Genomic DNA, 24,808 nt, shown 5'->3' on the forward strand with positions numbered 1-24,808 from the left:
CACCACCGGGGGTTGCCCCCGCCCGGCCGGGGGGCCCCCCCCCCCCCCCCGGGGGGGGGGCCCCCCGCCCCCCACGCCTCGCCATGAACCGCACCTCACGTGAATCAGGCGGAGCCCTCCCGCACCGCGGTGGCCACGATGGTGGTGAAGCGATTGACGAAGCTGCCGCCGATCGCGTCGATGGCCGCGCCGGTGCCGCTCAGCACCTGCTCCAGAACGTCCGCGGGAAGCCGGGTGTGCAGCCCGGTCGTCGGCAGCTGGGCCAGCCACTCGTCGCGGGTGTAGCGCTGCTCCCACTCGAACTGCCACTGCTCCGGCTCACCGAACCCGCCCACCTGACGCATGCCGTCGGCGGCTTTCTCGCCCAGGGCCGCATATCCCTGAGCGGCGGAGACGGCCGCCCCGCGGGTGATCGGCGAGTCGGGCATGGCCCGGCGGTAGACCTCGGCGAGGGCGGCGTTGAGCTCGGGCGGTTGCTCGGCCGCGTTCCAGAACACCGCCAGCCGGCCACCGGGCCGCAGCGCGGCGGCCGCCTTGGCGGCGCCGAGGACCGGGTCGACCCAGTGCCAGGTCTGCCCGGCGATGATCGCGTCGAACTGGCGACCCCGAGGGTCCCAGGTCTCGATCGTCGAGACCTCGACCTCGATACCGGTCCGCCGCGCGAACTCGGCCATGCGCTCGTCGGGCTCGACCCCCAGCACCGAGCAGCCGGCCATCTGGAACTGCCGGGCGGCGATACCGGTGCCGATTCCGACGTCGAGGAAGCGCCGCCCGGGGCTGGCGGCGACGATCGCCTCGACCATGGCCTCGGGGTAACGGGGGCGAGTCCGGTCGTAGCGTTCGGCATCCACCCCGAACGACTCCGCCGCTTCCCTGGCCTGATGCGACTGGAGACCGGGGGCGGGTGTGTTCCCAGATGATTGAGTGGTCATGCGCCCACCTTATGTGGGCAATCGCCCACTCGTCAATCGGGCACGGCGCACCACCGGCCATCGAAGCCGCCGGCACCCTCACAAATCGCGGATTGTCGCCCGTACCCGCCATCGGACAACGTGGATTGCGGCCACCACCCGCGTGCTCCCCCAGCCGAGAGAGGACAGTGCGATGCGCATCCTTTTCATGCCGTTCTCGGCACCGTCGCACTACCTGCCGATGGTGCCTCTCCTCTGGGCCTTCCGCGCCGCGGGTCACCACACCCGCGTGGTCGGGCAACCCGCGATCGAATCCGCCGTCGTCGGATCGGGCACCCCGATGATCACCGTCGCCGCATCGTTCGACCTGCTCGCCGAGGCGCAGCGCGACCGCGGACCGCTGAACAGCCCGGACAGCGACCCGATCGCACGATTCCGGGCCATGACCAAGGTCCACACCGCACTCGCCCGGACGATCACGGCCGACACCGTCTCGCTCTGCCGCGACTGGCGCCCCGACCTCGTCGTGGGCGACCCGTTGATGCTGGCCGCGCCGATCGTCGCCGGCCACGCGGGGGTACCCCTGGTGAAGCAACTGTGGGGACCGGACATCATCCGGACCTTCGGCTACCCCGGCGCCGGTCAACCGCTCGACCAGTGGCCCGAATCGCTGCGCGACCTGCATGCCGCGTACGGGCTCGATCCACAGCCCGAGAGCGGCGCCGGCTCCGTCGACCCCTGCCCGCCGGGTCTACGCATCGGTGCGGCTCCGTCGCGGATCCCGATGCGGTACCTGCCGTACAACGGCGCGACCGTCGTCCCGCCCGATCTCCTGGCTCCCCCGAAGAAGCGGCGGGTCCTGGTCACCTGGGGAACCATGCTGATCCGCCGGGAAGGTCTCCTCGGCTTCCCGATCGCCGACGTGGTGAGCGCCCTGGAGGACTTCGACGTGGAGATCGTCCTGGCGGTAACCGGCCGCGACCGCGAACTGACGCGCGACCTGCCCGCCACCGTCCGGGTCGCCGAACAGCTCCCGCTCGACGCGATCCTGCCCACCTGCGACGCGATCGTCCACCACGGCGGCGGTGGCACCCTGATGACCGCCGCCTGTCACGGTGTTCCGCAAGTGGCCATCACCGCGACGCCCGACGTGATGGCGTCCTGCGCCCCGATGGCCGCCGCCGGAGCCGGTTTCGAGATCCCCGTCGCCGCCGCCACCGCCGAACGGGTGACGTCGGCGATATCCGAGGTCCTCACCAACGAGCGGATCCGCTCGGCCGCGGACCACCTGCGCCACGACATGGCGGCGATGCCGGCGCCCTCCGAGGTGGTCGCACACCTGACCACGTCGGCACGACAGTGACCTACGGACGACGGATTCCGGGCGCGATGGGCGTACGGAATCGCGGGTTTCGGTGATCACAGGAAGAGGTAACCCGTCATGACCGCCCTGATCCAGCTTCCCCTCGACCCGCCGCACCCCGCACGCCCGCAGCACCACCTCCAGGCGATCCAGCGGCAGGCGCCGGTGCACCGGGTCCGCACCGCGGTGGGCCACCCGGCCTGGCTGGTGACCGGCTACGAGGAGATCAAGGCGCTGCTGGCCGATCCCCGGCTGGGCCGCAGCCATCCCGACCCCGACAACGCCTCGCGCAGCGGTGAGTCGGCGCTCCTCGACGGGCCGCGGGGCGACCCCGAGACCGAGCACGCGTGGATCGCGCTGATGCGCTCGCGCCTGCAGCCCTTCTTCTCACCGCGACAGGTCCAGGCCATGCGACCGCGCGTCGAGACCCTGACCAGCGGCCTGCTGGACCGGCTGGCCGAGCAGGGTCCTCCCGGAGACCTGGCCACGGCCCTGGCGCTCGCCCTCCCGCAGGAGGTGATCAACGAGCTGCTCGGTGTCCCCTTGGAGGACCGGGCCGCCCTGAACGGGTGGACGACGGCGATCAGTGACGCGGGCGACCGGCAACGATCGGCCGACGGCCTGGCCAGCCTGCACGCGTACGGCCGGGAGCTGGTGACCCACAAGCGCAAGCAACCGGGCGACGACCTGGTCTCCCGGCTGACCGACGACGAGACCCTGTCCGACGAGCAGGTCGCCCAGCTCGCGATGGGCGTGCTCTTCGCCGGGTACGAGACGACCGCCGCCGCGCTCTGTGTGGGCACGGTGCTGTTGCTGGACGACCCCGAGCAGTGGCGGGCGCTTCGCGGCGATCCGGAGCTGGGGCCGGCGGCGGCGGAGGAGAGCCTGCGGGTGGTGAGCCGCCTGCTTCCGCCGAACATCCGCTACGCCCGCGAGGACCTGCGGATCGCCGGGGCCGCGGTCCGCAGCGGCGACCTGGTGATGCTCGACATGTACGCCGCGGCCCACGACGAGAGGATCTTCCCGGAACCCGACCGGTTCGACGTGACCCGCGAGAACAACCCGCATCTCTGCTTCGGTTTCGGCCTGCGCTACTGCATCGGCGCGCCGCTGGCCCGGCTCGAGCTGCAGACCGCCTTCGGCCAGCTGACCCAGCGGTTCCCCGAGATGCGCCTGACGATGCCGGCGAAGGACCTGATCGTACGCCGGGCGTCGTTCGCCGCCATTCCCGAGTCCATCCCCGTCACCTGGTGACCCGGTGCGCGCGGATCGAGAGGAATCTCCGTGACCCTGTCGTGGGACGTGCTGCGCGACGGTATCGACCGGATCGCCCCGGAGGTGCTGGCGACCACCAGCACGCCCGGAGCCCTGATCAGCATCGGCATGACCGGACGGAGCCCGCTGACCCTCGCGTACGGCGTGGCCGACGTGGAAACCGGCGCTCCGGTGACCGCGTCGCACACCATGCGGGTCGGCAGCCTGGGAAAGGTCGTGGTGGCCACCGCGATCGCCGCTCTGGTCCGCTCCGGCGACCTCGACCTGGACGACCCGATCGACAAGCACCTGCCGTTCCCGGTCGTCAATCCGAAGGGCGGCACGATCACCCTGACCAAGGCACTGGCCATGCTCACCGGCGCGGTCACGGACGGGTACGACTGGGTCGAACGGCCCGAACCGGCGATGAGGTACATCGAACGCGAACTCGAGCGTGGCGTGGTCCACGAGTACGGCACCGGCGCGCCCCGGTTCGTCACCTCGGCCGACGACGCCGGCTGGAGTTCGTCGTCGTTCATGTACCAGGTGGCCGCGCTGACCGCCGAGGCCGTGACCGGGATGCCCCTGGGCCGTTACGCGCAGGAGGAGATCCTGGACCCGCTGGGCCTGCGGGACACCGCCTGGCTGGACAGTCCCCACTGGGACGACGTGCGGTCCCGTTGCACCCGGGGCCACATGGTCTTCGGCGACCGCGCCGTCCCGCTGCCGTGGCACGAGTGCGGCACCTACCACTCCGTGGGGGCGGTCACGACCCCGGCCGACTTCACCACGCTGATGCTCGCGCTGACCGGCCCCGACGGCCACTTCCGCGGTGAGGTCGCCCAGACGGTGCTCCAGCCGCGTACGGCCGGCCGGAACGGCACGCGGGTCGGCTTCGGAGTCCGGCTGGCCGGAACTCCGGGCGCGGCGGACCACTGCGTCAGCTCGGTGGGCCACTACGCGTTCGGATGGTGGGCCGTCTCGCTCGCCTATCCGCACGCCGCGGAACCCTTCTGCGTCACGGTGTGCACGAATCTCGCGGATCAGCGGGACGTCTTCAACCCACCCGAGCAGTATTCGTTCGGCATCCTCGCCTACGAGATCGCGAACTGGATCCTCAGCGGCGCCGTCGACGTCCGTAGCCTGGCCACCCACGCCGCGTCGAGCTCGTACGTGATGGGCCTCGTCGCCGCCGACAGGTTCGCCGGCCTGATGGGCGCGCACCTGGACGAACACCAGGTCGCCGAGCTGGCCAGGGGGTCGCGGCCGATCGGGCGGCCGTCCGTCGCGGAGTTCGACGAGAGCCGGTTCGCCGAAGGTTTCCTGGACATGCAGGCCGCGGTACGTGACGGGCGCATCGACGAGTTCCTGGCCGGGCAGTGCCCGGTCGGCGGGCTGTTCCGCAAGCTCACGCGCAAGCAGTGGGGAGCCAAGAATTTCGAGGATCCGGCACCGGTGCGGTTCTGGATGGACAGGCGCCCTTAGCCGGTCAGCGGTGGTTTCCGGCCGCCCGTCACCTTCCGGTCGGCGCTTACCCCGGAGGTATGATATCGGTGCCCCGCGCAGGGGCTTTCGATCACTCGTTGGCCAAGCGCCAGGCGAGGGTGTGAGGGGGCGCAGTTGCCGACAGGTGTTTCGATCCGTGACGTACGCGAGCATCTGTTCAGCGCAGCCGAGAGGGTTCTCCTCCGGGACGGGCCGAACGCCCTGACCAGCCGGGCGCTCACCACCGAGGCGGGTGTCGCCAAGGGCGTCCTGCACCGGCACTTCACCGATTTCGACGCGTTCCTGGCCGAGTTCGTGATGAACCGCGTCCAGCAGATGGACTCCCGGGCCGCGGCTCTGCGTGACGCCGTCGGCAGCGGCACCATCGTCGACAACCTCACCCAGACCCTGACGGCCCTGTTCGAGTCGGTCGCGGTCGCGGTCGTCGCCCTCATCACCTTCCGCGACGAGCTCCGTGACCGGCTGCGCGACACCTGGCCGGCGGGAGTCCCCGTTCTCACCGAGGCGGCCACGATGATCGGCGACTATCTCGCCGCGGAACGCGACCGGGGGCGCCTGCCCGCCGGCGCCGAGGTCGAGATCATCGGCTTCACCCTGATCGGGGCGGGCCACCTGCTGTACGCGGACCGGAAAGGCGGCCGTCCCGAGGTCGACGCGGTCCGGAAGATGGTCACGACGGTCCTGGGCGACGCCGTCCGGTGACCGGTGCGCCGGGCCTCACGCCGGTCCGCTGAGCACCCGGTGCAGGAGGCGGGCGAATTCCCGCGGCTCCTGCTGAAACCCCGTGTGCCCGCCGGGGAAGTCGAGCATGCGGGTGCCGAGCCGATCGGCGAGGGCCGCCGCGGTCCGGTGCGCCAGTTCCCCACGCGACGTGCTTCCCCCGGCCACCACGATCCGGGTGGGCGACTCCCGCAGGGCGGTCATGTCGGGGCGACAGCCGACGATGGGGCGCAGCAGGTGCCGGAAGAACCGGTCGAGAATGGCGCGCACATCGGCCGGTGCGGTGAACGTCGCCGGGGCGGCTGATCCGCCGCGGGCGCTGGGCGGCTGCGAGAAGCGCTCGATTCCGGTGACGGCGGCGTACCTCTTCAGGGCCGCCTCACGACCGGCGCTGACATAGGTGTCGCACACCTCGTCGATCGCCGCTCGTACCTCATCGCGGTCCGGAAGCAACTCCGGCAGCGGTGGCTCGTGGGCCACGAAAGTGATCACCTGGCCGGGGTGCCGGGCGACCAGGGCGAGCCCGGTGACGGCCCCACCGCTGCTGCCGAACAGATGCGCCGGGCCGTCGCCGAGGGCCGTCAGCAGCCGGTGCAGGTCGTCGGCCAACAGCTCCGGGGGCGTCGCCCGCGCCGGATCGTCGACACCGCTGCGGAACGTACCGCGCGGGTCGTAGCTCACGACGGTGTAGTGCTCGGCCAGCAGCGGAGCGAGCTCGGCGAATCCCCCGGCGCCCATCGGCACACCGTTCAGCACCAGCACCGGGCCGGTCCCCCGCACCTCGTAGTACAGGCGTGCGCCCGGTACCGGCAGGGAACCGGTGCGCGGCTCGTCGATCGGCACGTACGGTCTCCTTCACTCGTGCCCCGGTATCGTGATCAGGCCCAGCGCACGTCCAGCGGAAGCCGTCGGGCTCCGAAGATTCCCCGCGCGTCGTGGTGTTCGGCCCCGTCACCGACCGAGATCTCACTCCAGCGGGCGAGGATCTTCTCCATCGCGATCCGGACCTCCAGACGGGCCAGCGGTGCCCCGAGGCAGAAGTGGATGCCGTGCCCGAAGCTCAGGTGCGGGTTGGGCGTACGCCGGATGTCGAAGCGATCCGGCTCGGCGAATCGCCGCTCGTCCCGGTTGGCCGAGGCCAGCCACGCGAGGACGATCTGGCCGGCCGGTACGGTGTGCTCGCCGATCCGGACGTCTCTGGTGGTTCTGCGCATGCTCGGCGCCAGCGGGGTGCGGTACCGCAGCACCTCTTCGATGGCGCCGGGCAGCGCGGCGGGATCCGCGCGCAGGGCGGCGGCGGCCTCCGGGTGCTCGTCGAGGCACAGGATGACGTTGCTCAGCAGCGCCGTGGTCGTGATGTGACCGGCCAGCAACAGCAGTCCCACGAACCCGATGATCTCCTCGTCGTCCAGACGCTGCCCGTCCAGCTCGGCGGCCACGAGCTTGCTGGTGAGGTCGTCGGTGGGGTGGGCCCGGCGGCGGCGGATGTGATCCAGGCAGTAGGCGTTCATCTCGCGCATCACCACGGCCATGGCCCGCGTCCGCTCCGCGTTCGGGATGAACCCCGTCTGGCTCTCCGGAGCGACCAGGGAGTCGGCCCACCGCCCGAACATCGGACGGTCCTCGGGTGGGATACCGAGAAGCTGCGCGATCACGATCACCGGCAGCGGATACGCGAGATCCGCGACCAGGTCGACCCTCGGCGCGCCGGCCATGGCGTCCAGCAGTTCGTCGGCGATGACGTCGATACGGTCCGCGAGGTCGGCGACGACGCGCGGGGTGAAGGCCTTGCTCGCCAGGTTGCGGAGTTTGCGGTGCTGGGGCGGGTCCTTGCGCAGGACGTTGCCCTTGATGAAGCGGTCGACGTCCTCCTGGGCCGGCATGAGCGAACTGAACTCGGAGGAGAACGTCGCGGAGTCGGACAGGATCCGCTCCACGTCCGCGCTGCCGAAGACGTGCCAGACGCCGGCCTGCTCGTCGTGGCTGACCGGCTCGGTCGCCCGCATCCGCCGGAACCAGGCGAGCACCGACGCGGCGTCACCGGACTGGCCGGCGAGTCCCACCCCTTGCTCGGTATCGGTCATCGTGGTCCTCTTCCCGGGGTCTGCGGGCGGTCGTGGCGGGGCCCCATCGGCTAGGGCTCGGTGGGCGCCGCCGCACGGGCGAGCGATCGCAGGGAGCTGTAGGCGCTGGGCGGATCGTCGGCGTCCCAGTGGGGGTGGAACTCCGCCTCGATCCGGTCGAGCAATGACAACAGGGTCAGCGAGTCGACCCCGAGGTTCAGCAGCGAGGCGTCACTGTCCAGCGACTCCTCGGCGGGATGCTCGTCCCACACCTCGATGAGCAGGGCTCGGAGCCGGGTGAGGACCATGTCGTGCGCGGCGTCCTGGGTGGTCATCGGATCGTCCTCACTCGGGATTCCGGACCGCGCTCACGGCGATGGTGGTGTAGCGCATCTCGAAGCCGCCTCCCATCGCGTCGATGGCCGCACCGATGCCGGCCTGGACCTCCTCCACCACGGCGACGGGGTACTGGCCGTGGTCGCCGTGGGTGGGCAACTGGTCCAGCCACTCGTCCCGGCGGTAGGACCTGCTCCAGTCGAAACGCCACTCCTGCGTCTCGCCGAACGCGCCGGTCGTCCGCATGCCGTCCGCGGCCTTGTCGCACAACATGACGTAGCCGTCGATGGCGTTCGCCGTCCACTGGCGGGCCACGAGCGAATCGGGCAGCACCCGGCGGTAGACCTCACCGAAGGCCCGCAGCACCTCGGGCGAGGGGAGTTCGGCATTCCAGAACACCGAGACCCGCCCGCCGGGGCGCAGTGCCCGCGCCGCCTTGCCCGCTCCGGCGACCGGGTTCAGCCAATGCCACGTCTGCCCGGAGACGACCGCGTCGAAGGTCCGGCCGGCCGGGTCCCAGTCCTCGAAGGCCGCGACCTCCACGTCGGTTCCGCGCTGCCGGGCGAAGGCGGCCATCCGGGGGTCCACTTCGACACCGAGTACGGTGTGACCGGCCGCCTGGAATTGCCGGCTCACGATGCCCGTACCGCAGCCGACGTCGACGATGTCGAGCTTCGTGCCATTCCCGGTGATCCGGTTCACCAGAGCCTCGGGATAGCGCGGCCGGGTCCGGTCGTAGCGTTCGGGATCCGATCCGAACGCTTCCGCCACCTGCCGGTGCCGGTGCAGTTCGTTCTCGGAGAGGCGTACTCGCGGAGAGGGCACGGTAGACATTTCCTGTCTATGAGTGGGCAACGGCGATACCGCAGCACGGGCGGTTTCTCATCAATGTCACCGTGCCGAGCGGCGCCGGCCGCGACAAGGCCCGATAAGTAGGGGGTACCTGCGGCTGCGATGTGGACGCTGGGCGGTAGCACCTCTCCCCCGGCGCGGCCACCCCCATCAGACAGGGTTGGTCGCGTGTGCACGGTGCGGCACTGTGACCCGTGCCGACGTCCGCCGGTCCGGCCAGAGAGCCGTGCCCGGACGTCGCTCGCTCACCGCATCGGAGAAAGGGGGCTCATGGCGCCCGAATCGCGTCGTTCACGGCCGGGCCGTCCCGCGAGAGTCTTCCGCGCCGTGGTGCGCAGCCTCGCCCTGCTCGGCTGGACCATGGGCCCGGTGCCGCCCGATTTCCCGGTGGAATACCTGATCTGGTGGCGGCACGATCGGGAGTCCCCGCCACCCCCGAGTACGGCGTTGCTGCCGCTGCGGCATCCCGAGCAGATCGATTCCCGGCCGCCCACCGACGCCGAGCTGGACCTCTGGGTACGGCTGGGCTTCACACCGCCGCGCGAATGAGCCCGTCCGCCTTCTCGTCACCCAGCCCGATCCGGTTCCGGCAAATCTAACGACCACCCTCGACTTCCCGGCGGAAGCGTCGGAAGACGGCTATGGAGGTGCCCACTATGGGTGAGGACAAGGACGCCATTCTCGAGCTGGTACGGAAATACCACCGGAATCAGGTGAACGACGGGTTCACACCGGGAACCACTCCGATCCTCACCTCCGGCGCCGTGCTGGAGGAGGTCGACCGTGTCGCCCTGGTCGAGGCGGCGCTGGACATGCGGATCGCGGCGGGCCCGAGCGCACGCCGCTTCGAGCGTGAGTTCTCCCGCTACTTCGGTCTGCGCAAGGCACACCTGACGAATTCCGGGTCATCGGCGAACCTGCTGGCGTTGAGCGCGCTGACGTCACCCCAGTTGGGCGACGCACGTCTGCGCCCCGGTGACGAGGTGATCACCGCCGCCGCCGGTTTTCCGACGACCGTCAATCCCGTCCTGCAGAACGGCCTGAAGCCGGTCTTCGTCGACATCGAGCTGGGAACCTACAACCCGACGCCGGAGCGGATCGCCGAGGCGATCGGGCCACGGACCCGGGCGATCATGACCGCGCACGCGCTCGGCAATCCCTTCGCGGTGGCCGAGATCGCCGACCTCGCCCGAGAGCACGATCTGTATCTGATCGAGGACAATTGCGACGCCGTCGGTTCCCGGTACCGCGGCCGGCTGACCGGGACCTTCGGCAACTTCGCCACGGTGAGCTTCTATCCCGCCCACCACATCACCTTCGGTGAGGGCGGCTGTGTCCTGACCAATGACCTGGCTCTCGCTCGCCTGGTGGAGTCGATCCGCGACTGGGGACGGGACTGCTGGTGCGAACCCGGCGAGGACAACAAGTGCCTCAAACGCTTCGATCAGCAGCTCGGTTCCCTACCGCGCGGCTACGACCACAAGTACATATTTTCCCATGTCGGCTACAACTTGAAGAGCACCGACCTGCATGCGTCGATCGGCCTGGCACAGTTGCAACGTGTCGACGAGTTCGGTGAGGCACGGCGGCGCAACTGGCGCCTGCTGCGCGAAGGGCTCGACGGGCTGCCCGGTCTTCTGCTACCGGAACCGACGCCGGATTCGGATCCGAGCTGGTTCGGTTTCGTCCTGACCGTGCGGCCGGACGCGCCGTTCAGCCGTCAGGAACTCATCGCCTTCCTGGAAGGACGCCGCATCGCCACCCGGCGGTTCTTCGGCGGCAATCTGACGCGTCACCCCGCCTACGCGGATGTCGAATACCGTGTCTCGCGCGATCTGTCCGTCAGCGACATCGTCACCGAGCACACGTTCTGGATCGGGGTCTATCCCGGCATCACCGGTGAGATGATCCAGTTCGTGGTCGACTCGATCCGCGAGTTCGTGACGAAGAACCGGTGAGGGCCCGGCAGGAGCGGTGACGCACCCGCTCCCGGCCGCCGGCTGACACGCCGTCCGGGCTGACGCGCGGGCGGCGTCGTGGCGTTCCGGCCGCGTCCGGCACCTCGGGAGCGGGATGCCGGACACGGCACGCAGCCGCGGTGCTCAGGAGCCGTACACGGCCTCGCGGAGCTTCTGGACCCGGTCGCGGCGCTCCCAGGTGAACTCCGGCAGCTCGCGACCGAAGTGGCCGTAGGCGGCGGTCCGGCTGTAGATCGGGCGCAGCAGATCGAGATCCCGGACCAGCGCCGCCGGCCGCAGGTCGAAGACCTCCAGGACGGCCTTCTGGATCAGGTCCTGGCTCACCGCGCCGGTGCCGAAGGTCTCGACGAAGACGCCGACCGGCTCCGCCTTGCCGATCGCGTAGGCGACCTGCACCTCGCACCTGCGGGCCAGTTCCGCGGCGACCACGTTCTTGGCGACCCAGCGCATGGCGTACGCGGCGGATCGGTCGACCTTGGACGGGTCCTTGCCGGAGAAGGCGCCGCCGCCGTGCCGGGCGTACCCGCCGTACGTGTCGACGATGATCTTGCGGCCGGTCAGGCCGGCATCGCCCATCGGCCCACCGATCTCGAACCGGCCGGTCGGGTTCACCAGCAGCCGGTAGCCGGAGGTGTCGATGTCGAGCGCCGCCAGTTCCGGTTCGACCACGTGCGTACGAATGTCCGGGGTCAGCAACGACTCCAGGTCGAGGTCTCCGGCATGCTGGCTGGAGACCACCACGGTGTCCAGCCGCACCGGCCGGTCGCCGTCGTACTCGATGGTGACCTGGGTCTTGCCGTCCGGCCGCAGGTACGGGACCACGTAGTCCTTGCGCACCCGGGTCAGGCGCTGGGCGAGCCGGTGCGCCAGCGTGATCGGCAGCGGCATCAGTTCGGGTGTCTCGTCGCAGGCGAAGCCGAACATCAGGCCCTGGTCGCCGGCGCCCTGCCGGTCGAGCTCGTCGGAGCTGCCACCGATCCGGACCTCGTGGGCGGCGTCGACGCCCTGGACGATGTCCGGCGACTGGGCCCCGATCGAGACCGACACGCCGCAGGACGCGCCGTCGAAGCCCTTCGCCGACGAGTCGTAGCCGATGTCGAGCACGATCTGCCGGATCAGCCGGGGGATGTCCACGTATCCGCTGGTGTCGACCTCGCCGGCGACATGGACCTGTCCGGTCGTGACGAGCGTCTCGACGGCCACGCGCGATCGGGGATCCTGGGCCAGCAACGCGTCGAGAATGCCGTCGCTGATGCGGTCCGCGATCTTGTCGGGGTGGCCTTCGGTGACGGATTCCGAGGTGAACAATCGAAGGGACACGGTTTCCTCCAGAACGTCATCGCCGATCGCGATGTCATCGGATCGGCCCGGTACGCGCGACGCTTGTCGCCGCCGCCACCGATCCTGACCTGGCCCTCTGAAACGAGGCTTAACGACCGCCCACGACATCGATCGAAGTCATTACCATGGGATCCGCCGCCTCGTTCCGCGGCATTTCTGGGCAGAACGCCCGTCCGATGAACGGCGAGCGCATCGACACCGGTGCGTCACTCACGTCGGGAGGAACACCATTTCTGAGGCAACCGCCACCGCCGGCACCCCGATCCGCCCTCCGTTCGATGCCGAACTCGTCCCCGTGCTCGAGGCCGTACGGGCGGTGGTGCCGCCCTTTACTGCCGAGACGCTGCCGGCGATCCGGAGCGGCATGAGCAGCGGGCCGCCGGGGGCGCCGGCGCCCGATCTGACCGCCGGAGGCCTGGTCACCGTCGAGGACCGCGTCGTGCCGGGACCGGCGGGCGAGCCGGACGTCACCGTGCTCATCCTGCGTCCCGCGACGGCCTCCGGGCCGGTCGCCGGGATCTACCACATCCACAGCGGAGGGATGGTGACCGGTGACCGCCGGTCGCAGGTCGATGCGCTGCTGCCCTACGTGGCGGAGGGCAGGGCCGTGGTGGTGTCGGTCGAGTATCGCCTCGCGCCCGAACACCCCGACCCGGCCCCCGTCGAGGACTGTTACGCGGGTCTGGTGTGGACCGCCGAGAACGCCGCCGAACTGGACATCGACCCGCACCGGTTGATGATCCTCGGGGCGAGTTCCGGAGGCGGGCTGGCGGCCGGCACGGCGCTGCTGGCCCGGGACCGCGACTTTCCGGCGCTGAGCCACCAGGTGCTCATCTGCCCGATGCTGGACGACCGCCTGCAGACCCACAGCAGCCGGATGCTCGACGGCGACGGCACCTGGGACCGCAACGACAACCTGTTCGGCTGGACGGCCCTGCTGGGCGACCGGCGCGGCGGACCGGACGTCTCGCCCTACGCCGCACCGGCACGCGCGACCGACCTCGGCGGGCTGCCCCGCACCTACATCGACTGTGGTTCGGCCGAGTCGTTCCGCGACGAGGCGATCGACTACGCCACGCGGCTGTCACAGGCCGGCGTGCTCGTCGATCTTCACCTGTGGGGCGGCGGCTGCCACGGGTACGAGGTGCTGGCCCGCCACTCCGCCATCGCCCGCGCCTCGCTGGCCACACGCGACGAGTTCATCCGAAGGGTCCTGGAGAGCTGAGCGCCGCGGCCGTACCCTTGCCGAGATTATCTTAGTCATTAAGATAATCGCATGGGCATATCGACTGACTTCTCCGTGGCGATCGCCGGCGCCGGCCTCTCCGGCCTCTGTCTCGCCCAGTACCTGATGCGCGCCGGCATCGACGTTCACGTCTACGAGCGGGACCAGAGCCCCTTCGTCCGGCAGCAGGGCTATCGGATCATCCTCGACCGGTACGGGCTGGAGGCGCTGCGCGAAAGCCTGCCCCGCCCGCTGTACCGCCTGGCGCTGGCCACCGGCGACGAGCCCGGCGGGCGCCTGCGCTTCACCGACAGCCGGTTGCGGGACGCCTTCACCATCGCCTTCAAGGACGAGCCGGACGCGACCCGCCAGGTCGACCGGGCCACTCTGCGGTCGATCCTGATGACCGGGCTGGACGGGCGCGTTCACTACGGCCGGGCCGCGGCCGCGGTCGACGACGGTGGCCCGGCCGGGCTGCGGCTGCGGTTCGCCGACGGCGGGGCGGTCGCGGCGTCGGTCGTGGTGGGCGCGGACGGTGTCGGCTCGGCGCTGCGCGCGCAACTCGTTCCGGACGCCGACCCGGAGAGCACCCCGATGGTGGGCGTCTACGCCCGGTCACCCCTGTGGCACGACGGCGTGAGCGTCATCCCGGAAGCACTGCGGACCAGCGGGGTCCTGTCCATCGCCGACCGGCCGGGCCGCGCCTTCTTCTTCACCTCGATGCGGTTCGGCGAGAGTCCCCGCGCGGCGTTCGCCCGCGTGGCCCCGGGCAGCTACGCGCCCACCGGCGACGACTACGTCATGTGGGGGCTTCTGGTACGGCGGGAGGAGGTGCCGGCCGGCGCCCGTGGCGACCTGCTGGCGCTGCGGGATCTGGCCGTCCGGCTGAGCGCCGGCTTCCACCCGCTGATCCGCCTGCTGGTCGCCACCGGAGAGCTCGACACGACGGTGCTCAACCCGTTCGCCACCGGCCGGCGCCCGCACCGGTGGGCGGTGCCCCGGGCGACGATGATGGGCGACGCGGTGCACGTCATGCCACCGTTCGGCGCGCAGGGCGGCAACACCGCGCTCCGCGACGCCGCGCTGCTCGGCCGCCGGATCGTCGACGCCCGGGTGAGCGGCACCCCGGTGGAGGACGCGATCGCCGCCTACCAGGACGAGATGGTGCCGTACGCGTTCCGCGCCGTCGGCACCGCCGCCGGCCTGATGCGCCGGCTCACCGGGGGCGCGGCGGCCCCGCACTGGGTGCTCACCCGGGTGCTACCTCGGCTGCACCGGGTCACCGTGCCGGAGGCATGATGGCGGGCATGTCCGACGAGCCGGCCCGTGCGTCCGCGATCACCGACCTCATGCACGCCGGGCGGGAGACCTCGCGGCTGTCGACGGTGTTCCGGTACGCCATCGCGGACCGGCTCGGGCTCACCGTGAGCGACCTGGAGTGCCTGGACTTCCTGGCCGACGCCGGATCGGCCACCGCGGGGCAGATCGCCGAGCGGGCCAACGTCACCACCGGGGCCGTGACCAGCATGCTGCGCCGGTTGCAGCAGGCCGGCTGGGTCACCGCCGAGCGGGACCCGGCGGACCGGCGGCGGGTGATCGTCACCCTGCGGCCGGAGCGGGCCGCCGAGCTGGAGCGGCCGTACGAGCGGTTCGCCCACCGGGCGGCGCAGCTGGTCGAGGGCTACAGCGTCGCGGAGATCCGGCTGCTGGCCCGGCACTTCGAGCGGATGCGGGCGATGTACCTCGCCGAGCTGACCGGCCTCCGCGACGGCGGACCCACCCGGCGATCGCCGTCGCGGTAGGCCGCGCGGCTGGTCACGCCTTCGGTAGGCGTACCTCGACGCGGAGACCGGGGTGATTGTCGCCGAGGGTGACCGAACCGCGATGCCGGCGGACCAGTTCGCGGACGATGGCGAGGCCCAGCCCGGAGCCGCCCGCGTCGCGGGCCCGGGCGTCGTCGAGGCGGGTGAAACGCTGGAACACCCTCTCCCGGTCGTGGTCCGGGATGCCGGGGCCGTCGTCGGTGACCACGATGAGCAGATGCCCGGCGTCGGCGGCGGCGCTGACCGTCACCTTCTCGCGTTTGTGCCGCTCCGCGTTGTCCAGCAGGTTGGTCACCACCCGGGCCAGCGCGTCCGGCTCGGCGAGCATGGGCAGCGGCGTGCCCGGGTCCCGGTACTCCACATCGGGGTAGCGCAGCGCCGCCTCGCCGACGAACTGGGCGAGGTCGATCTTCTCGAGGCGGGTGGCGGGCACGCCCTCGTCCGAGCGGGCCAGCAGGAGCAGGTCGTCGACCAGGCGGGACAGCCGCTGCACGTCGGCCAGGAGGTCATCGGTGAGCGCCGGCCAGTCGGTGTCGTCCGGCAGGTGCTGCGCGACCTCCAATTCGGTACGGATGTTGGTGAGCGGGCTGCGCAGCTCGTGTGCGGCGTCGGCGACGAACGCGCGCTGCCGGGCGCGGGCCGCGTCGAGCCGGTGCAGCATGTCGTTGAGCGTCACGGCCAGCCGGTGGACCTCGTCGCGGGAGTCCGGCACCGGCAGCCGGCCGGCCCGGGTGCCGCCGGTGATCTCCTCGGCGCCGGCCCGCAGCGCGTCGACCGGCCGCAGCGCCGCGCCGAGCGCCCGCCACAGCCCGGCCGCCAGGAGCGTGGCCAGCAGCGGGAACAGGATCAGCAGGGTGAGCCGCAGGATGTGCAGGTTCTGCGTGACATGGTCGATGGAACGGGCCACCAGGATGCGCACCGGCGCGGTCGGCGGGCCGGCGGTGAGCTGAACGACCCGGGCCCGGCCCTGGTCGTGGATCAGGTAGCCGGGGATCTCCCGGCCCTCGCCGTCGCGCAGGTGGGCGAGGTCGGCGGCGCCGAGCATCGGGGTGAGGTCGTCCGCGGTGGCCGACGAGGCGAGCACCCGGTTGCGCTCGTCGATGACCTGCACCTGCACGCCCGGGGTGACCGGGATCGGGTTCGGCAGCGCGCCCTGGTCGACGAGCGCGGCCACGCCGCGGGCGGTGGCCATCGCCTCGCTCTGCACCGAGCGGACCTGGGCGTACCCCAGCACGGCGATCAGCAGGACGGCGCCGGCGGACAGGCCGAAGACGAGACCCGCGAGGGAGACGAGCAGCAGCCGCGCCCGCAGGCTCAGCTCCTTGACGCGGCGCATCATCTACTCGACGATCGCCAGCCGGTAGCCGGCGCCGCGGACCGTCTCCAGCCGCTCGCGGCCGATCTTGCGGCGCAGGTAGCCGACGTAGACCTCGACCGCGTTCGGCGCGGTCTCCAGTGCGGCGTCCCACACGTGGTCGAGCAGCTCGGTCTTGGAGACGACCTGGCCGGGGCGGCGCATCAGATACTCCAGCAGGGCGAACTCGCGGGCGGTGAGGGTCACCTCGTCGCCGCGGACCTGGACCCGGCGTTCCGCCGGATCCAGCTCGACATCACCGAACGCGAGCACGACGGGACGGGCCTGGGCGCCGCGGCGCAGCAGGGCGCGGAGACGGGCCAACAGCACGACGTACGAGAAGGGCTTGGTCAGATAGTCGTCGGCGCCGCAGTCGAGGCCGTCGGCCTGGTCGTACTCCCCGTCCTTGGCGCTCAGCATGAGCACCGGCAGCCAGTGCCGCTCGGCGCGCAACTGGCGCACCACCCGGTAGCCGGAGAGGCGGGGCAGCATCACGTCCAGGATCATCGCGTCGTACCCACCGTGGCGGGCCATCTCGAGACCGTCCTGGCCGTCGGCGGCGATGTCCACCGCGAAGCCCTCGGCCTGCAGGCCACGCCGTAGCGCGGCGGCCAACCGCGCCTCGTCCTCCACCACCAGCAACCGCACCCCCACACCTTGGCACGCCGGGGCACGCGATCGTCAGCGACTCTCAGCGACCTCTCAGCGACTCGGCGGCGGGCCGCCCGGTGGCGCTCCGGACGGGGCGCCGTCGCCGGTGAGCTGACCACCCGTCGGGGTGGTCGTGGTGTCGACACCCACCTCCAGCGTGACCGTGTAGCCGCTCATCGCGTCGCCGGTCACGGTGGCCAGCTGGAGCGCGCCGGAGTCCTCGCCGAACACGTTGTCGTCGTCCAGCGAGACCTGGGCGAGATGGGTGACCGAGGCCTCGTACCCGGTCTGGGTGTATGCCTCCTGGCAGATGTTCTCCGGAAGCGCGACCTGCGACGTGGCGATGGCGTTCGAGGCATCGGAGATGCTCGCCCGGTCGGGGTAGACCTCGAAGTGGACGTGCGGCCACCGGCCGCTGTAGCAGGCCGGGAAGATGCTGGTGAAGGTCACCTGGCCGCGGTCGCCGGCGATCTGGACGCCGCGCAGGTAGTTCTCGCCGGTGATGCCCTCGGAGTAGAGCGAGTAGCGGCCGGACCGGTCGCAGTGCCAGACGTAGACGGCCACGCCGGTGAAGGCGGCGCCGCCGTCGGCCAGGTTCTGGATGCTCAGGGTGAGGGTCATCGGGATGCCCTCGGCGCGGGTGGTCGAGCTGCCGAAGCTGGATTGGATGTCGCTGCGGACCACGCCGCTCCGGGTCAGCACGTCGGGCCCGTTCGAGCCGTCGGCCGGGTAGGGCCCGGCGGTCTCGTCGGGGATCTCGCCGAGCACCGTGCCGGTCTCGACGGTCGGCGTCGGCTCACCGTCGCCGCAGCCGCCGAGCCCGAGGGCGACCGCGCCCAGCCCGAGGACGCGCAGCGCCTGACGGCGGCGCATGGTGGCCAGGTCGAAGGCCAGACCTTGATGGAGAATGTCGGTGCCGGGCCGGGGCAGTGGATGCCCCTGATAGGAAGCCATTAATTCCCCCATGTTCGGATATGACGCTATATCGGCGGCGAACCCCTAGGGGAGCTTCTCAGCAGGATCACAGCGGCCCCGGCGCACGATTGGCCCCAGAGATTCGGGAGGTGGACATCGTGTCCGTGTTGAGGTCCAGGCCGGCGCTGCGCTGGCTGGTCCCGTCGGCTGCGGCGGTGGCGGTCATCGGGGGCGGCGCAGCGGCCGGGACGATCGTGGCGAACGCCGACCCGGGGCTGCCGGAGCGCAGTGCCGCACAGTTGCTCGTCGACCTGCAGAACGCCGATCCAAAGGGTCTGTCCGGCACCCTGGTGCAGAGCGCCGACCTGGGGCTCCCGGGCATCGCGGGGCTGCTCGGCAACGTCTCCGGCGGTGGCGGCAACCTGACCAGCCTGATCGCCGGAAGCAACACCGCACGCGTCTGGTACGCGGGTGAGGACAAGGCGCGGTTCGCGCTGCTCGGCACGAGCGGCGAGACCGACGTGATCCGCAACGGCTCCGACGTGTGGATCTGGAGCAGCAAGGACAACACCGGTACGCACGTGAAGCTCCCCGCCGACGTGGGCGGGAAGCCGGACAAGGCGCCGGCCGGGGTGCCGGTGACACCGCAGGAGGCCGCCGAGGCCGCGCTCGCCGCGATCGACGAGAGCACCAAGGTGGAGACGACCGGCGCCGCCGAGGTGGCCGGGCGGGACGCGTACGAGGTGGTGCTCAGCCCGAAGGACACCGCGTCGCTGGTCGGCCAGGTGCGCCTGGCGATCGACGCCGAGCAGCACATCCCGCTGCGGGTGGACGTCTACGCGAAGAACACCAGCAAGCCCGCGTTCCGGGTGGCGTTCGAGCAGATCACCTTCGAGGTTCCGGCGGACGACCAGTTCAGCTTCAACCCGCCGCCGGGTGCGAAGGTGAGCGAGGGCGGCATCGCCGATCACTCCGGCAAGCCGGCTCCGGTTGTTCCGGGCAAGCCGTCCGTTCCCGGCGCTCCGGCTGGTTCTCCCGCCGGTTCTCCGGCCGGCGATGACCTCAAGGTCATCGGCGAGGGCTGGACGACGATCGTGGTCGGGAAGGCGCCGGTGCTCGACGAGCTGGAGGGCGCCAAGTCCTCGTCGTCCTCCTCACCCGAGGAGGCCCAGGCGGGTCAGGTCGCCGAGCAGTTCCTCGGCACCCTGGAGAAGGTCGAGGGATCCTGGGGCAAGGGCCGGTTGCTCCGCAGCTCGCTGTTCAGCGTGCTGCTGACCGACGACGGCCGGGTGCTCGGCGGGCTGGTCTCGCCGGAGGCGCTGTACGCGGCGGCCGCCAAGTAGTCGGAAACACCCCGGAACGCCCCGGCGCCGCTCTCCCGGCTGCCGGGGCGTTCTTTTCGTTCCAGAGTTATAGAACTCTCGCCGTGTTCATGGCACACTGAACCGGCAAGAGTTCTAGAACTCTAGGAGATGGCGATGACCGTGCTCGAATCGATGGCCCCTCCCACCGGCGGCCGCTTCGGCGATTTCGGCGGGCGCTATGTGCCCGAGTCCCTCGTCCCGGCCTGCGCGGCGCTGGAGACGGCCTTCCGGGAGGCCTGGGCCGACGCGACCTTCCACGAGCGACTCGCCGAGTTGCGCTCCGTCTACGCCGGACGGCCCACCGCGCTGACCCCGGCCACCACGCTCTCCGCCGACCTGGGCATCACCCTGATGCTCAAGCGGGAGGATCTGGCGCACACCGGGTCGCACAAGATCAACAATGTGCTCGGGCAGGCGCTGCTCGCCCAGCGGATGGGCAAGACCCGCCTGATCGCCGAGACCGGCGCCGGCCAGCACGGCGTGGCCACCGCGACCGCGGCCGCCCTGTTCGGCATGCGCGCGACCATCTACATGGGCGAGCGCGACATGGCCCGGCAGCGGCTCAACGTCTTCCGCATGGAGCTGCTCGGCGCCGAGGTCATCCCGGTCACCGCCGGCAGCCGCACGCTGAAGGACGCCACCAACGAGGCCATGCGCGGCTGGGTGGCGGCCGTCGAGGAGGCGCACTTCTGCCTCGGGTCGACGGCGGGTCCTCATCCGTACCCGTGGTTGGTCCGCCAGTTCCAGCGGGTCATCGGCGAGGAGGCCCGGGCCCAGGCCCCGGTCCATCCCGATGTGGTGGTGGCCTGCGTGGGCGGCGGCTCCAACGCCGCCGGCACGTTCGCCGGGTTCGCCGACACCCGGGCGCGGCTGGTCGGTGTGGAGGCCGCCGGTGGGGCCGCCATGACCCACGGCCGGCCCGGTGTCGTCCACGGCTACCGCTCCATGCTGCTCCAGGACGAGCAGGGCCAGATCCTGGAGGCCGAGTCCATCTCCGCCGGGCTCGACTACCCCGGCATCGGGCCCGAGCACGCCCACCTCGGCGCCACCGGCCGCGCGGAGTATGTGACCGTCACCGACGACGAGGCGGTCGCCGCGCTGGGCCGCCTGGCCCGTGCCGAAGGCATCATCTGCGCGCTGGAGTCGGCGCACGCGGTCGCCTGGGTGCTGCGCGCCGCCGGCACACCCGAGCTGCCGGCCGGTTCCACCGTGCTGCTCACCCTCTCCGGCCGGGGCGACAAGGACATGGCCACGCTGGCCGGCGTCACCGAGTGATCCCGCCGGGGCCGCACCCCCGCTCGTTCTTCCCTCCCGAGCCACCCGCTCCCGGGTCCGCCTGCCGGCACGGCTCTTCCCCTGTCGTCCCGGGCGCAGGCGCCCGCGCGTTCTCCTCGGCGCCGCCGCCCTGTCTCGGCGGCGGCTCACCCACGACACCCACGTTCCCGCGCGGCAATGCCGCGTGCTTCGTCAACCGACTGGAGGTGCCGCATGAAGCGGCTCTACCCCTATCTGACCGGCGGCATCACCGAGGACTGGACCGACTACCTGCTCGCCTACCAGGAGGCCGGGGCCGACGCCATCGAGATCGGCCTGCCGTTCTCCGATCCGATGCTCGACGGCACGACCATCCAGCGGGCCTCCGACCGGTCACTGCGCCGTGGCACCACGGTCGACACGATTCTGGCCGACCTGGCCGCCGTGCGAGACCGGATCAGCGTTCCGCTGTTCGCGATGACCTACGCGAACCTGGTCTTCCGTGACGGCCCCGCGGTGTTCTGCCGACGGCTGGCCGAGGCGGGCGTCTCCGGGCTGATCGTGCCGGACGTGCCGGTCGACGAGGCCGACGGCCTGTCCGCCGCGGCCGAGGCGGCCGGAGTCGACCTGGTCCTGCTGGCCGCGCCGGTCACCCCGCCCGAGCGGCTCGCCGAGATCGCCGCACGCAGCCGGGGCTTCGTCTACGCGGTCAGCGTGCTGGGCACCACCGGCGAGCGGGACGAACTGGCCGGCACCGCCGCTCCGCTCGCCGCCCGGATCAAGGCGGTCACCGATCTGCCGGTGCTGATCGGCTTCGGCATCTCCGGTCCGGAGCAGGCCACCGCGGCGGCCCGTGCCGGGGACGGGGTGGTCGTCGCCTCCGCCCTGATGCGTAGGGTTCTGGACGGGGCCACACCCGGCGAGCTGTTGGACGACGTCGCCGCGCTGCGGGCCGCCGTCGACCAGGCCGACCAGGAGGTGCCCGCTGACCACGCGCACGCCGAAGTATCAGGTGATCGCGGCTGACCTGAGCAGCAAGATCCGCGCTGGGGAGCTGCCGCCGGGCTCCGCGCTGCCGCCGCAGAAGGAGCTCAGCGCCCGCTACGGGGTCACGCTGGCCACGCTGCGGCAGGCGCTGAAGCGGCTGGAGGACGAAGGGCTGCTCTCCCAGCAGGCGGGCCGGGGGACGTTCGTGTTCTCGCCACGGGCGACGTACACACTCGACTCCCTGCGCGGCTTCGCCGAGGACCTGCGCGCCCAGGGGCAGACGGTGACCACCGAGATCCTCGACCAGGACACCGGAACACCCCCGGACTGGGCCGCCACGGTCCTCGGCGACGGCCCGGCGGTCCGCCTCGAACGGCTCCGGCTGGTCGCCGGGCGCCCCGCCGTCCACCAGCTCTCGTGGATCCACGGCACCGTCCTGGCCGGCGCCGACCTGAGCGGCACCTCGCTCTACGCGGCGCTGGCCGAACACGGCATCGGTGTCCGGCGGGCGTCCGAGGTGGTCCGGCCCGCTCTGCTGGAGGAGCCGGGCGCCACGCTGCTGCGCCGCTCCCCCGGCGAGCCGGTGCTGCTGTCCGAGCGGATCTCGTACGGGCTGGACGACTCGGCCCTGGTGGTGGACCGGGCGACGATCCTGGGGTCGGCCATGGAAATCCGTACCGAACGGGCCGTGCACGGCCTCACCCTGCACTGGAGCCGGCCGGCCGTCTGACGATCGACTGGCCGGGTGGGCCTCCGGCGCGGGTCAGGGCTCCAGCAGGCGATGACGGATCGCGGTGACCTCGGTCGGCGGGACGCCGTGAAGAAGCAGGTAGGGCACCACCCCGCCGTAGCGGGCGTCGGCGTGCGTGAGGGTGTCGCGCATGGCGGCGGGATCGGTTCCCGGCGTTCGGGCGAAGTCGGCCGCGATCGCGTCGGCGTCCACCCCGGCGATACCGAGCAGGAGAGCCACCAGAAGGCCGGTCCGGTCCCGGCCACTGTGGCAGTGGATCACCACACCGCCGGGCGGAGCGACGGCGATCTCGTGGACGGCGCGGGCGACGCGTTCGCCGTTGTGGTCGAGCATCGGCACGTACGTGTGGTCGGGAACCTCGTAGTTCATCGGATCGGGAAGCAGCGGCACGTTTCGGTAGACCGGGTCGGCCGCGAACGGGCTCGGTGTGCTGTCGCACTCCCGAACCAGCGCAGATCCAGGATCAACCCCAAGCCGTGGCCGCGCAGCGCCTCCACCGAGGCCGCGGTCATGCGGGCATGGCTGTCGGAGCGGATCAGCGCGCCGGCACGGACACGGCCGCCGTCACGGGTCGGAGTGCCACCCAGGTCACGGGCGTTGCCGCAGTTCGGCCAGTCGAGTCGCACACCCGCGAACGTAGACGGGCGTGTCCAGCGGCCGACCGGGCGCTCACGGTAGGTGAACCAGAACCTCCCCGGCACGTGGTCGCGGAACCGCCGGCGCCGGGCGCTGACCGCGCAGCGTGGTGTAGGCGACGGCCAGCAGCGCCGCGGCGGCGAGCGCGTCCAGCCAGTAGTGGTTGCCGGTGGCCACGACCACCAGCAGGGTGATCGCCGGATGCAGCAGCCACAGGCCGCGATACCGGGAAGTGGTCGCGGCGATCAGGGCGATCGCGACGACCAGTGCCCAGCCGACGTGCAGGCTCGGCATGGCCGCGTACTGGTTGGAGATCTGATCCGTCTCCGGCGGGCCGTAGACGGCCGGGCCGAAGAGACGGCCGAGATCCAGCATTCCGGTTTCGGTCAACATGCGGGGCGGGGCGAGAGGGACCAGGAAATGTACGCCCAAGGCGCCACCCGTGAGCAGGACCAGCACGTTCCGCGTCCAGCGGTAGTGGGCCGGGCGGTAGCGGTACAGCCAGACGAGGCAGGCCGCGGTCGCTGGAAAGTGCACGTACGCGTAGTAGCTGTTCGCCGCCTCGACCAGGAGGTTCCACCCGAGCAGGCCCTGCTGGACGGCCAGTTCACCGGGCAGGCGCAGCCAGCGTTCGGCGTCCCAGACGGCGCGCGCGTTGCGGAACGCCTCGTCGACGTGGCCGTTCGCCGCAAGCCGCGCCACCTTGTAGACGAGGAACAGCGCAGCGATCAGCGCGAACTCCCGCAGCGCCGAAAGCCGGCCCGGCGCGGCTTTCCCGGCCCGCCCCCACAGTCCCGACAACCGACCCGGCCCGGCTTCCCCAGCCGGTCCCGGCAGGCCCGACAACCGACCCGGCCCAGCTTCCCCAGCCCGCCCCCACAAGCGCGACAACCGACCCGACCCGGCTTCCCCAGCCCGCCCCCACAGGCGCGACAACCGACCCTGACTGGCTTCCCCAGCCCGCCCCCACAGGCGCGACAACCGACCCTGACTGGCTTCCCCAGCCGGTCCCCGTAGGCCCGACAACCGACCCGGCCCGACTTCCCCAGCCCGCCCCCACAGTCCCGACAACCGACCCGGACTGGATTCGCCGGACCGTCTCCACAGGCGCGACAGCCGACCTGGCGTGGGTTCCTCGGCTGGTCCCCGACCCTCGGTGGCCAGATGGCCGGGCGCGCTTACCCGCTGGCCGGGAGCGTCCGCGTGGGCGGCAGCACCCGCCGCGCGGCTCGCGCGTCCACCGGCGCCTGCCGCGCGACGTAGGCTCCCCGGACGTTTGGCGTTGCCGGTCCCATGGCCTCCGGCGATGCTCGACGCCCGGCGCCAGCCCTCCGGACGTCCCGCGACGCCCGTTCCGTGGCCGGGACCCTCCAGTCGGGTGGTAGCACCCGCCGCACGACCCGGGCGGCCGGCGGCACCCGCCGCGGTGCCGGCGCCACGCTGCTTGGGCACGCGGGTACGGGACGGGGGCGGAGACTCGGAGGTATCCGCCGGGTCACTGGAAGGTGAAATCGCCATGACGC

25 protein-coding genes are annotated in these 24,808 nt (G+C 71.6%); 13 read left to right on the forward strand and 12 right to left on the reverse strand.

Annotated features, from left to right (window positions below; genetic code table 11):
• Positions 1 to 104: 104 nt before the first annotated feature.
• Positions 105 to 932: a class I SAM-dependent methyltransferase gene (locus tag J5X75_RS28035; RefSeq protein WP_208470504.1), complete on the reverse strand. Its 828-nt coding sequence runs from the start codon at positions 930 to 932 to the stop codon at positions 105 to 107.
• 172 nt (positions 933 to 1,104) lie between these two features.
• On the opposite strand from J5X75_RS28035, the gene J5X75_RS28040 reads away from it, so the two are divergent.
• From J5X75_RS28040 to J5X75_RS28055, 4 genes are all read left to right on the forward strand, one after another.
• Entirely contained in the window at positions 1,105 to 2,274 is a 1,170-nt protein-coding gene (locus J5X75_RS28040) for a nucleotide disphospho-sugar-binding domain-containing protein (RefSeq protein WP_208470505.1), read from the forward strand.
• 78 nt (positions 2,275 to 2,352) lie between these two features.
• The gene (locus tag J5X75_RS28045) at positions 2,353 to 3,528 is read left to right on the forward strand and encodes a cytochrome P450 (RefSeq protein WP_208470506.1); all 1,176 of its coding nucleotides are present in this window, start codon (positions 2,353 to 2,355) and stop codon (positions 3,526 to 3,528) included.
• Between the two features lie 30 nt (positions 3,529 to 3,558).
• Positions 3,559 to 5,013, forward strand: a complete 1,455-nt coding sequence (locus J5X75_RS28050) for a serine hydrolase domain-containing protein (protein ID WP_208470507.1) — start codon at positions 3,559 to 3,561, stop codon at positions 5,011 to 5,013.
• Between the two features lie 135 nt (positions 5,014 to 5,148).
• Complete coding sequence (locus tag J5X75_RS28055) at positions 5,149 to 5,736, forward strand: TetR/AcrR family transcriptional regulator (protein WP_208470508.1); 588 nt, start codon at positions 5,149 to 5,151, stop codon at positions 5,734 to 5,736.
• 15 nt (positions 5,737 to 5,751) lie between these two features.
• Here the strand turns inward: J5X75_RS28055 and J5X75_RS28060 are convergent, their stop codons facing one another.
• The 4 genes from J5X75_RS28060 to J5X75_RS28075 are packed head-to-tail and all read right to left on the reverse strand — an operon-like array spanning position 5,752 to position 8,978.
• Positions 5,752 to 6,597, reverse strand: a complete 846-nt coding sequence (locus J5X75_RS28060) for an alpha/beta fold hydrolase (protein ID WP_208470509.1) — start codon at positions 6,595 to 6,597, stop codon at positions 5,752 to 5,754.
• Positions 6,598 to 6,632: 35 nt separating this feature from the next.
• The gene (locus J5X75_RS28065) at positions 6,633 to 7,838 is read right to left on the reverse strand and encodes a cytochrome P450 (protein WP_208470510.1); all 1,206 of its coding nucleotides are present in this window, start codon (positions 7,836 to 7,838) and stop codon (positions 6,633 to 6,635) included.
• Between the two features lie 50 nt (positions 7,839 to 7,888).
• Entirely contained in the window at positions 7,889 to 8,152 is a 264-nt protein-coding gene (locus tag J5X75_RS28070; protein ID WP_208470511.1) for a phosphopantetheine-binding protein, read from the reverse strand.
• 10 nt (positions 8,153 to 8,162) lie between these two features.
• Positions 8,163 to 8,978 carry a class I SAM-dependent methyltransferase gene (locus J5X75_RS28075; RefSeq protein ID WP_307798304.1) on the reverse strand — a complete coding sequence of 272 codons (816 nt, stop codon included), beginning with the start codon at positions 8,976 to 8,978 and terminating at the stop codon, positions 8,163 to 8,165.
• Positions 8,979 to 9,332: 354 nt separating this feature from the next.
• Between J5X75_RS28075 and J5X75_RS28080 the strand changes: the two genes are divergently transcribed.
• Positions 9,333 to 9,554, forward strand: coding sequence for a hypothetical protein (locus tag J5X75_RS28080; RefSeq protein WP_208470513.1), 222 nt, complete (start codon positions 9,333 to 9,335; stop codon positions 9,552 to 9,554).
• Positions 9,555 to 9,661: 107 nt separating this feature from the next.
• On the forward strand, positions 9,662 to 10,963 hold the full coding sequence (gene rfbH / locus J5X75_RS28085) for a lipopolysaccharide biosynthesis protein RfbH (protein ID WP_208470514.1): 1,302 nt from the start codon (positions 9,662 to 9,664) through the stop codon (positions 10,961 to 10,963).
• Positions 10,964 to 11,107: 144 nt separating this feature from the next.
• Here the strand turns inward: rfbH and metK are convergent, their stop codons facing one another.
• Positions 11,108 to 12,304, reverse strand: a complete 1,197-nt coding sequence (gene metK, locus J5X75_RS28090) for a methionine adenosyltransferase (protein WP_208470515.1) — start codon at positions 12,302 to 12,304, stop codon at positions 11,108 to 11,110.
• Between the two features lie 316 nt (positions 12,305 to 12,620).
• On the opposite strand from metK, the gene J5X75_RS28095 reads away from it, so the two are divergent.
• From J5X75_RS28095 to J5X75_RS28105, 3 genes are read left to right on the forward strand one after another with little or no spacing between them, the layout of a single operon-like run.
• Positions 12,621 to 13,550, forward strand: coding sequence for an alpha/beta hydrolase (locus tag J5X75_RS28095; RefSeq protein WP_307798305.1), 930 nt, complete (start codon positions 12,621 to 12,623; stop codon positions 13,548 to 13,550).
• A 51-nt stretch (positions 13,551 to 13,601) separates the two neighbouring features.
• Positions 13,602 to 14,849 carry an FAD-dependent oxidoreductase gene (locus J5X75_RS28100; RefSeq protein WP_208470516.1) on the forward strand — a complete coding sequence of 416 codons (1,248 nt, stop codon included), beginning with the start codon at positions 13,602 to 13,604 and terminating at the stop codon, positions 14,847 to 14,849.
• Positions 14,850 to 14,857: 8 nt separating this feature from the next.
• Positions 14,858 to 15,352 carry a MarR family transcriptional regulator gene (locus tag J5X75_RS28105; protein ID WP_238489550.1) on the forward strand — a complete coding sequence of 165 codons (495 nt, stop codon included), beginning with the start codon at positions 14,858 to 14,860 and terminating at the stop codon, positions 15,350 to 15,352.
• 13 nt (positions 15,353 to 15,365) lie between these two features.
• On the opposite strand, the gene J5X75_RS28110 is transcribed toward J5X75_RS28105, so the two are convergent.
• The 3 genes from J5X75_RS28110 to J5X75_RS28120 are packed head-to-tail and all read right to left on the reverse strand — an operon-like array spanning position 15,366 to position 18,332.
• Positions 15,366 to 16,709: a sensor histidine kinase gene (locus tag J5X75_RS28110; RefSeq protein ID WP_208470567.1), complete on the reverse strand. Its 1,344-nt coding sequence runs from the start codon at positions 16,707 to 16,709 to the stop codon at positions 15,366 to 15,368.
• A 3-nt stretch (positions 16,710 to 16,712) separates the two neighbouring features.
• On the reverse strand, positions 16,713 to 17,375 hold the full coding sequence (locus tag J5X75_RS28115) for a response regulator transcription factor (RefSeq protein WP_208470518.1): 663 nt from the start codon (positions 17,373 to 17,375) through the stop codon (positions 16,713 to 16,715).
• 54 nt (positions 17,376 to 17,429) lie between these two features.
• Positions 17,430 to 18,332, reverse strand: a complete 903-nt coding sequence (locus J5X75_RS28120; RefSeq protein WP_208470519.1) for a dioxygenase family protein — start codon at positions 18,330 to 18,332, stop codon at positions 17,430 to 17,432.
• Positions 18,333 to 18,451: 119 nt separating this feature from the next.
• On the opposite strand from J5X75_RS28120, the gene J5X75_RS28125 reads away from it, so the two are divergent.
• The 4 genes from J5X75_RS28125 to J5X75_RS28140 all read left to right on the forward strand — a co-directional run bounded on the left by J5X75_RS28125 (position 18,452) and on the right by J5X75_RS28140 (position 22,628).
• Entirely contained in the window at positions 18,452 to 19,636 is a 1,185-nt protein-coding gene (locus tag J5X75_RS28125; RefSeq protein ID WP_208470520.1) for a sigma-E factor regulatory protein RseB domain-containing protein, read from the forward strand.
• Between the two features lie 135 nt (positions 19,637 to 19,771).
• Positions 19,772 to 20,932, forward strand: a complete 1,161-nt coding sequence (gene trpB / locus J5X75_RS28130; protein ID WP_208470521.1) for a tryptophan synthase subunit beta — start codon at positions 19,772 to 19,774, stop codon at positions 20,930 to 20,932.
• Between the two features lie 213 nt (positions 20,933 to 21,145).
• Positions 21,146 to 21,937: a tryptophan synthase subunit alpha gene (trpA, locus tag J5X75_RS28135; RefSeq protein ID WP_208470522.1), complete on the forward strand. Its 792-nt coding sequence runs from the start codon at positions 21,146 to 21,148 to the stop codon at positions 21,935 to 21,937.
• Positions 21,924 to 22,628, forward strand: coding sequence for a GntR family transcriptional regulator (locus J5X75_RS28140; protein WP_307798306.1), 705 nt, complete (start codon positions 21,924 to 21,926; stop codon positions 22,626 to 22,628). The genes trpA and J5X75_RS28140 overlap by 14 nt, the downstream gene beginning before the upstream one ends.
• Before the next feature lie 33 nt (positions 22,629 to 22,661).
• Here the strand turns inward: J5X75_RS28140 and J5X75_RS45610 are convergent, their stop codons facing one another.
• The 3 genes from J5X75_RS45610 to J5X75_RS44695 are packed head-to-tail and all read right to left on the reverse strand — an operon-like array spanning position 22,662 to position 24,086.
• Positions 22,662 to 23,039, reverse strand: coding sequence for a tyrosine-protein phosphatase (locus tag J5X75_RS45610; protein WP_208470523.1), 378 nt, complete (start codon positions 23,037 to 23,039; stop codon positions 22,662 to 22,664).
• A complete protein-coding gene (locus J5X75_RS45615; protein ID WP_307798307.1) occupies positions 23,015 to 23,350 on the reverse strand; it encodes a tyrosine-protein phosphatase in 336 nt (111 codons plus the stop codon). Before J5X75_RS45615 ends, J5X75_RS45610 begins: the two co-directional genes overlap by 25 nt.
• On the reverse strand, positions 23,319 to 24,086 hold the full coding sequence (locus J5X75_RS44695) for a phosphatase PAP2 family protein (protein WP_238489552.1): 768 nt from the start codon (positions 24,084 to 24,086) through the stop codon (positions 23,319 to 23,321). Before J5X75_RS44695 ends, J5X75_RS45615 begins: the two co-directional genes overlap by 32 nt.
• Positions 24,087 to 24,808: the final 722 nt, after the last annotated feature.

It is taken from the genome of Actinoplanes flavus, from assembly GCF_017592555.1.
GTDB classification, from domain to species: domain Bacteria; phylum Actinomycetota; class Actinomycetes; order Mycobacteriales; family Micromonosporaceae; genus Actinoplanes; species Actinoplanes flavus.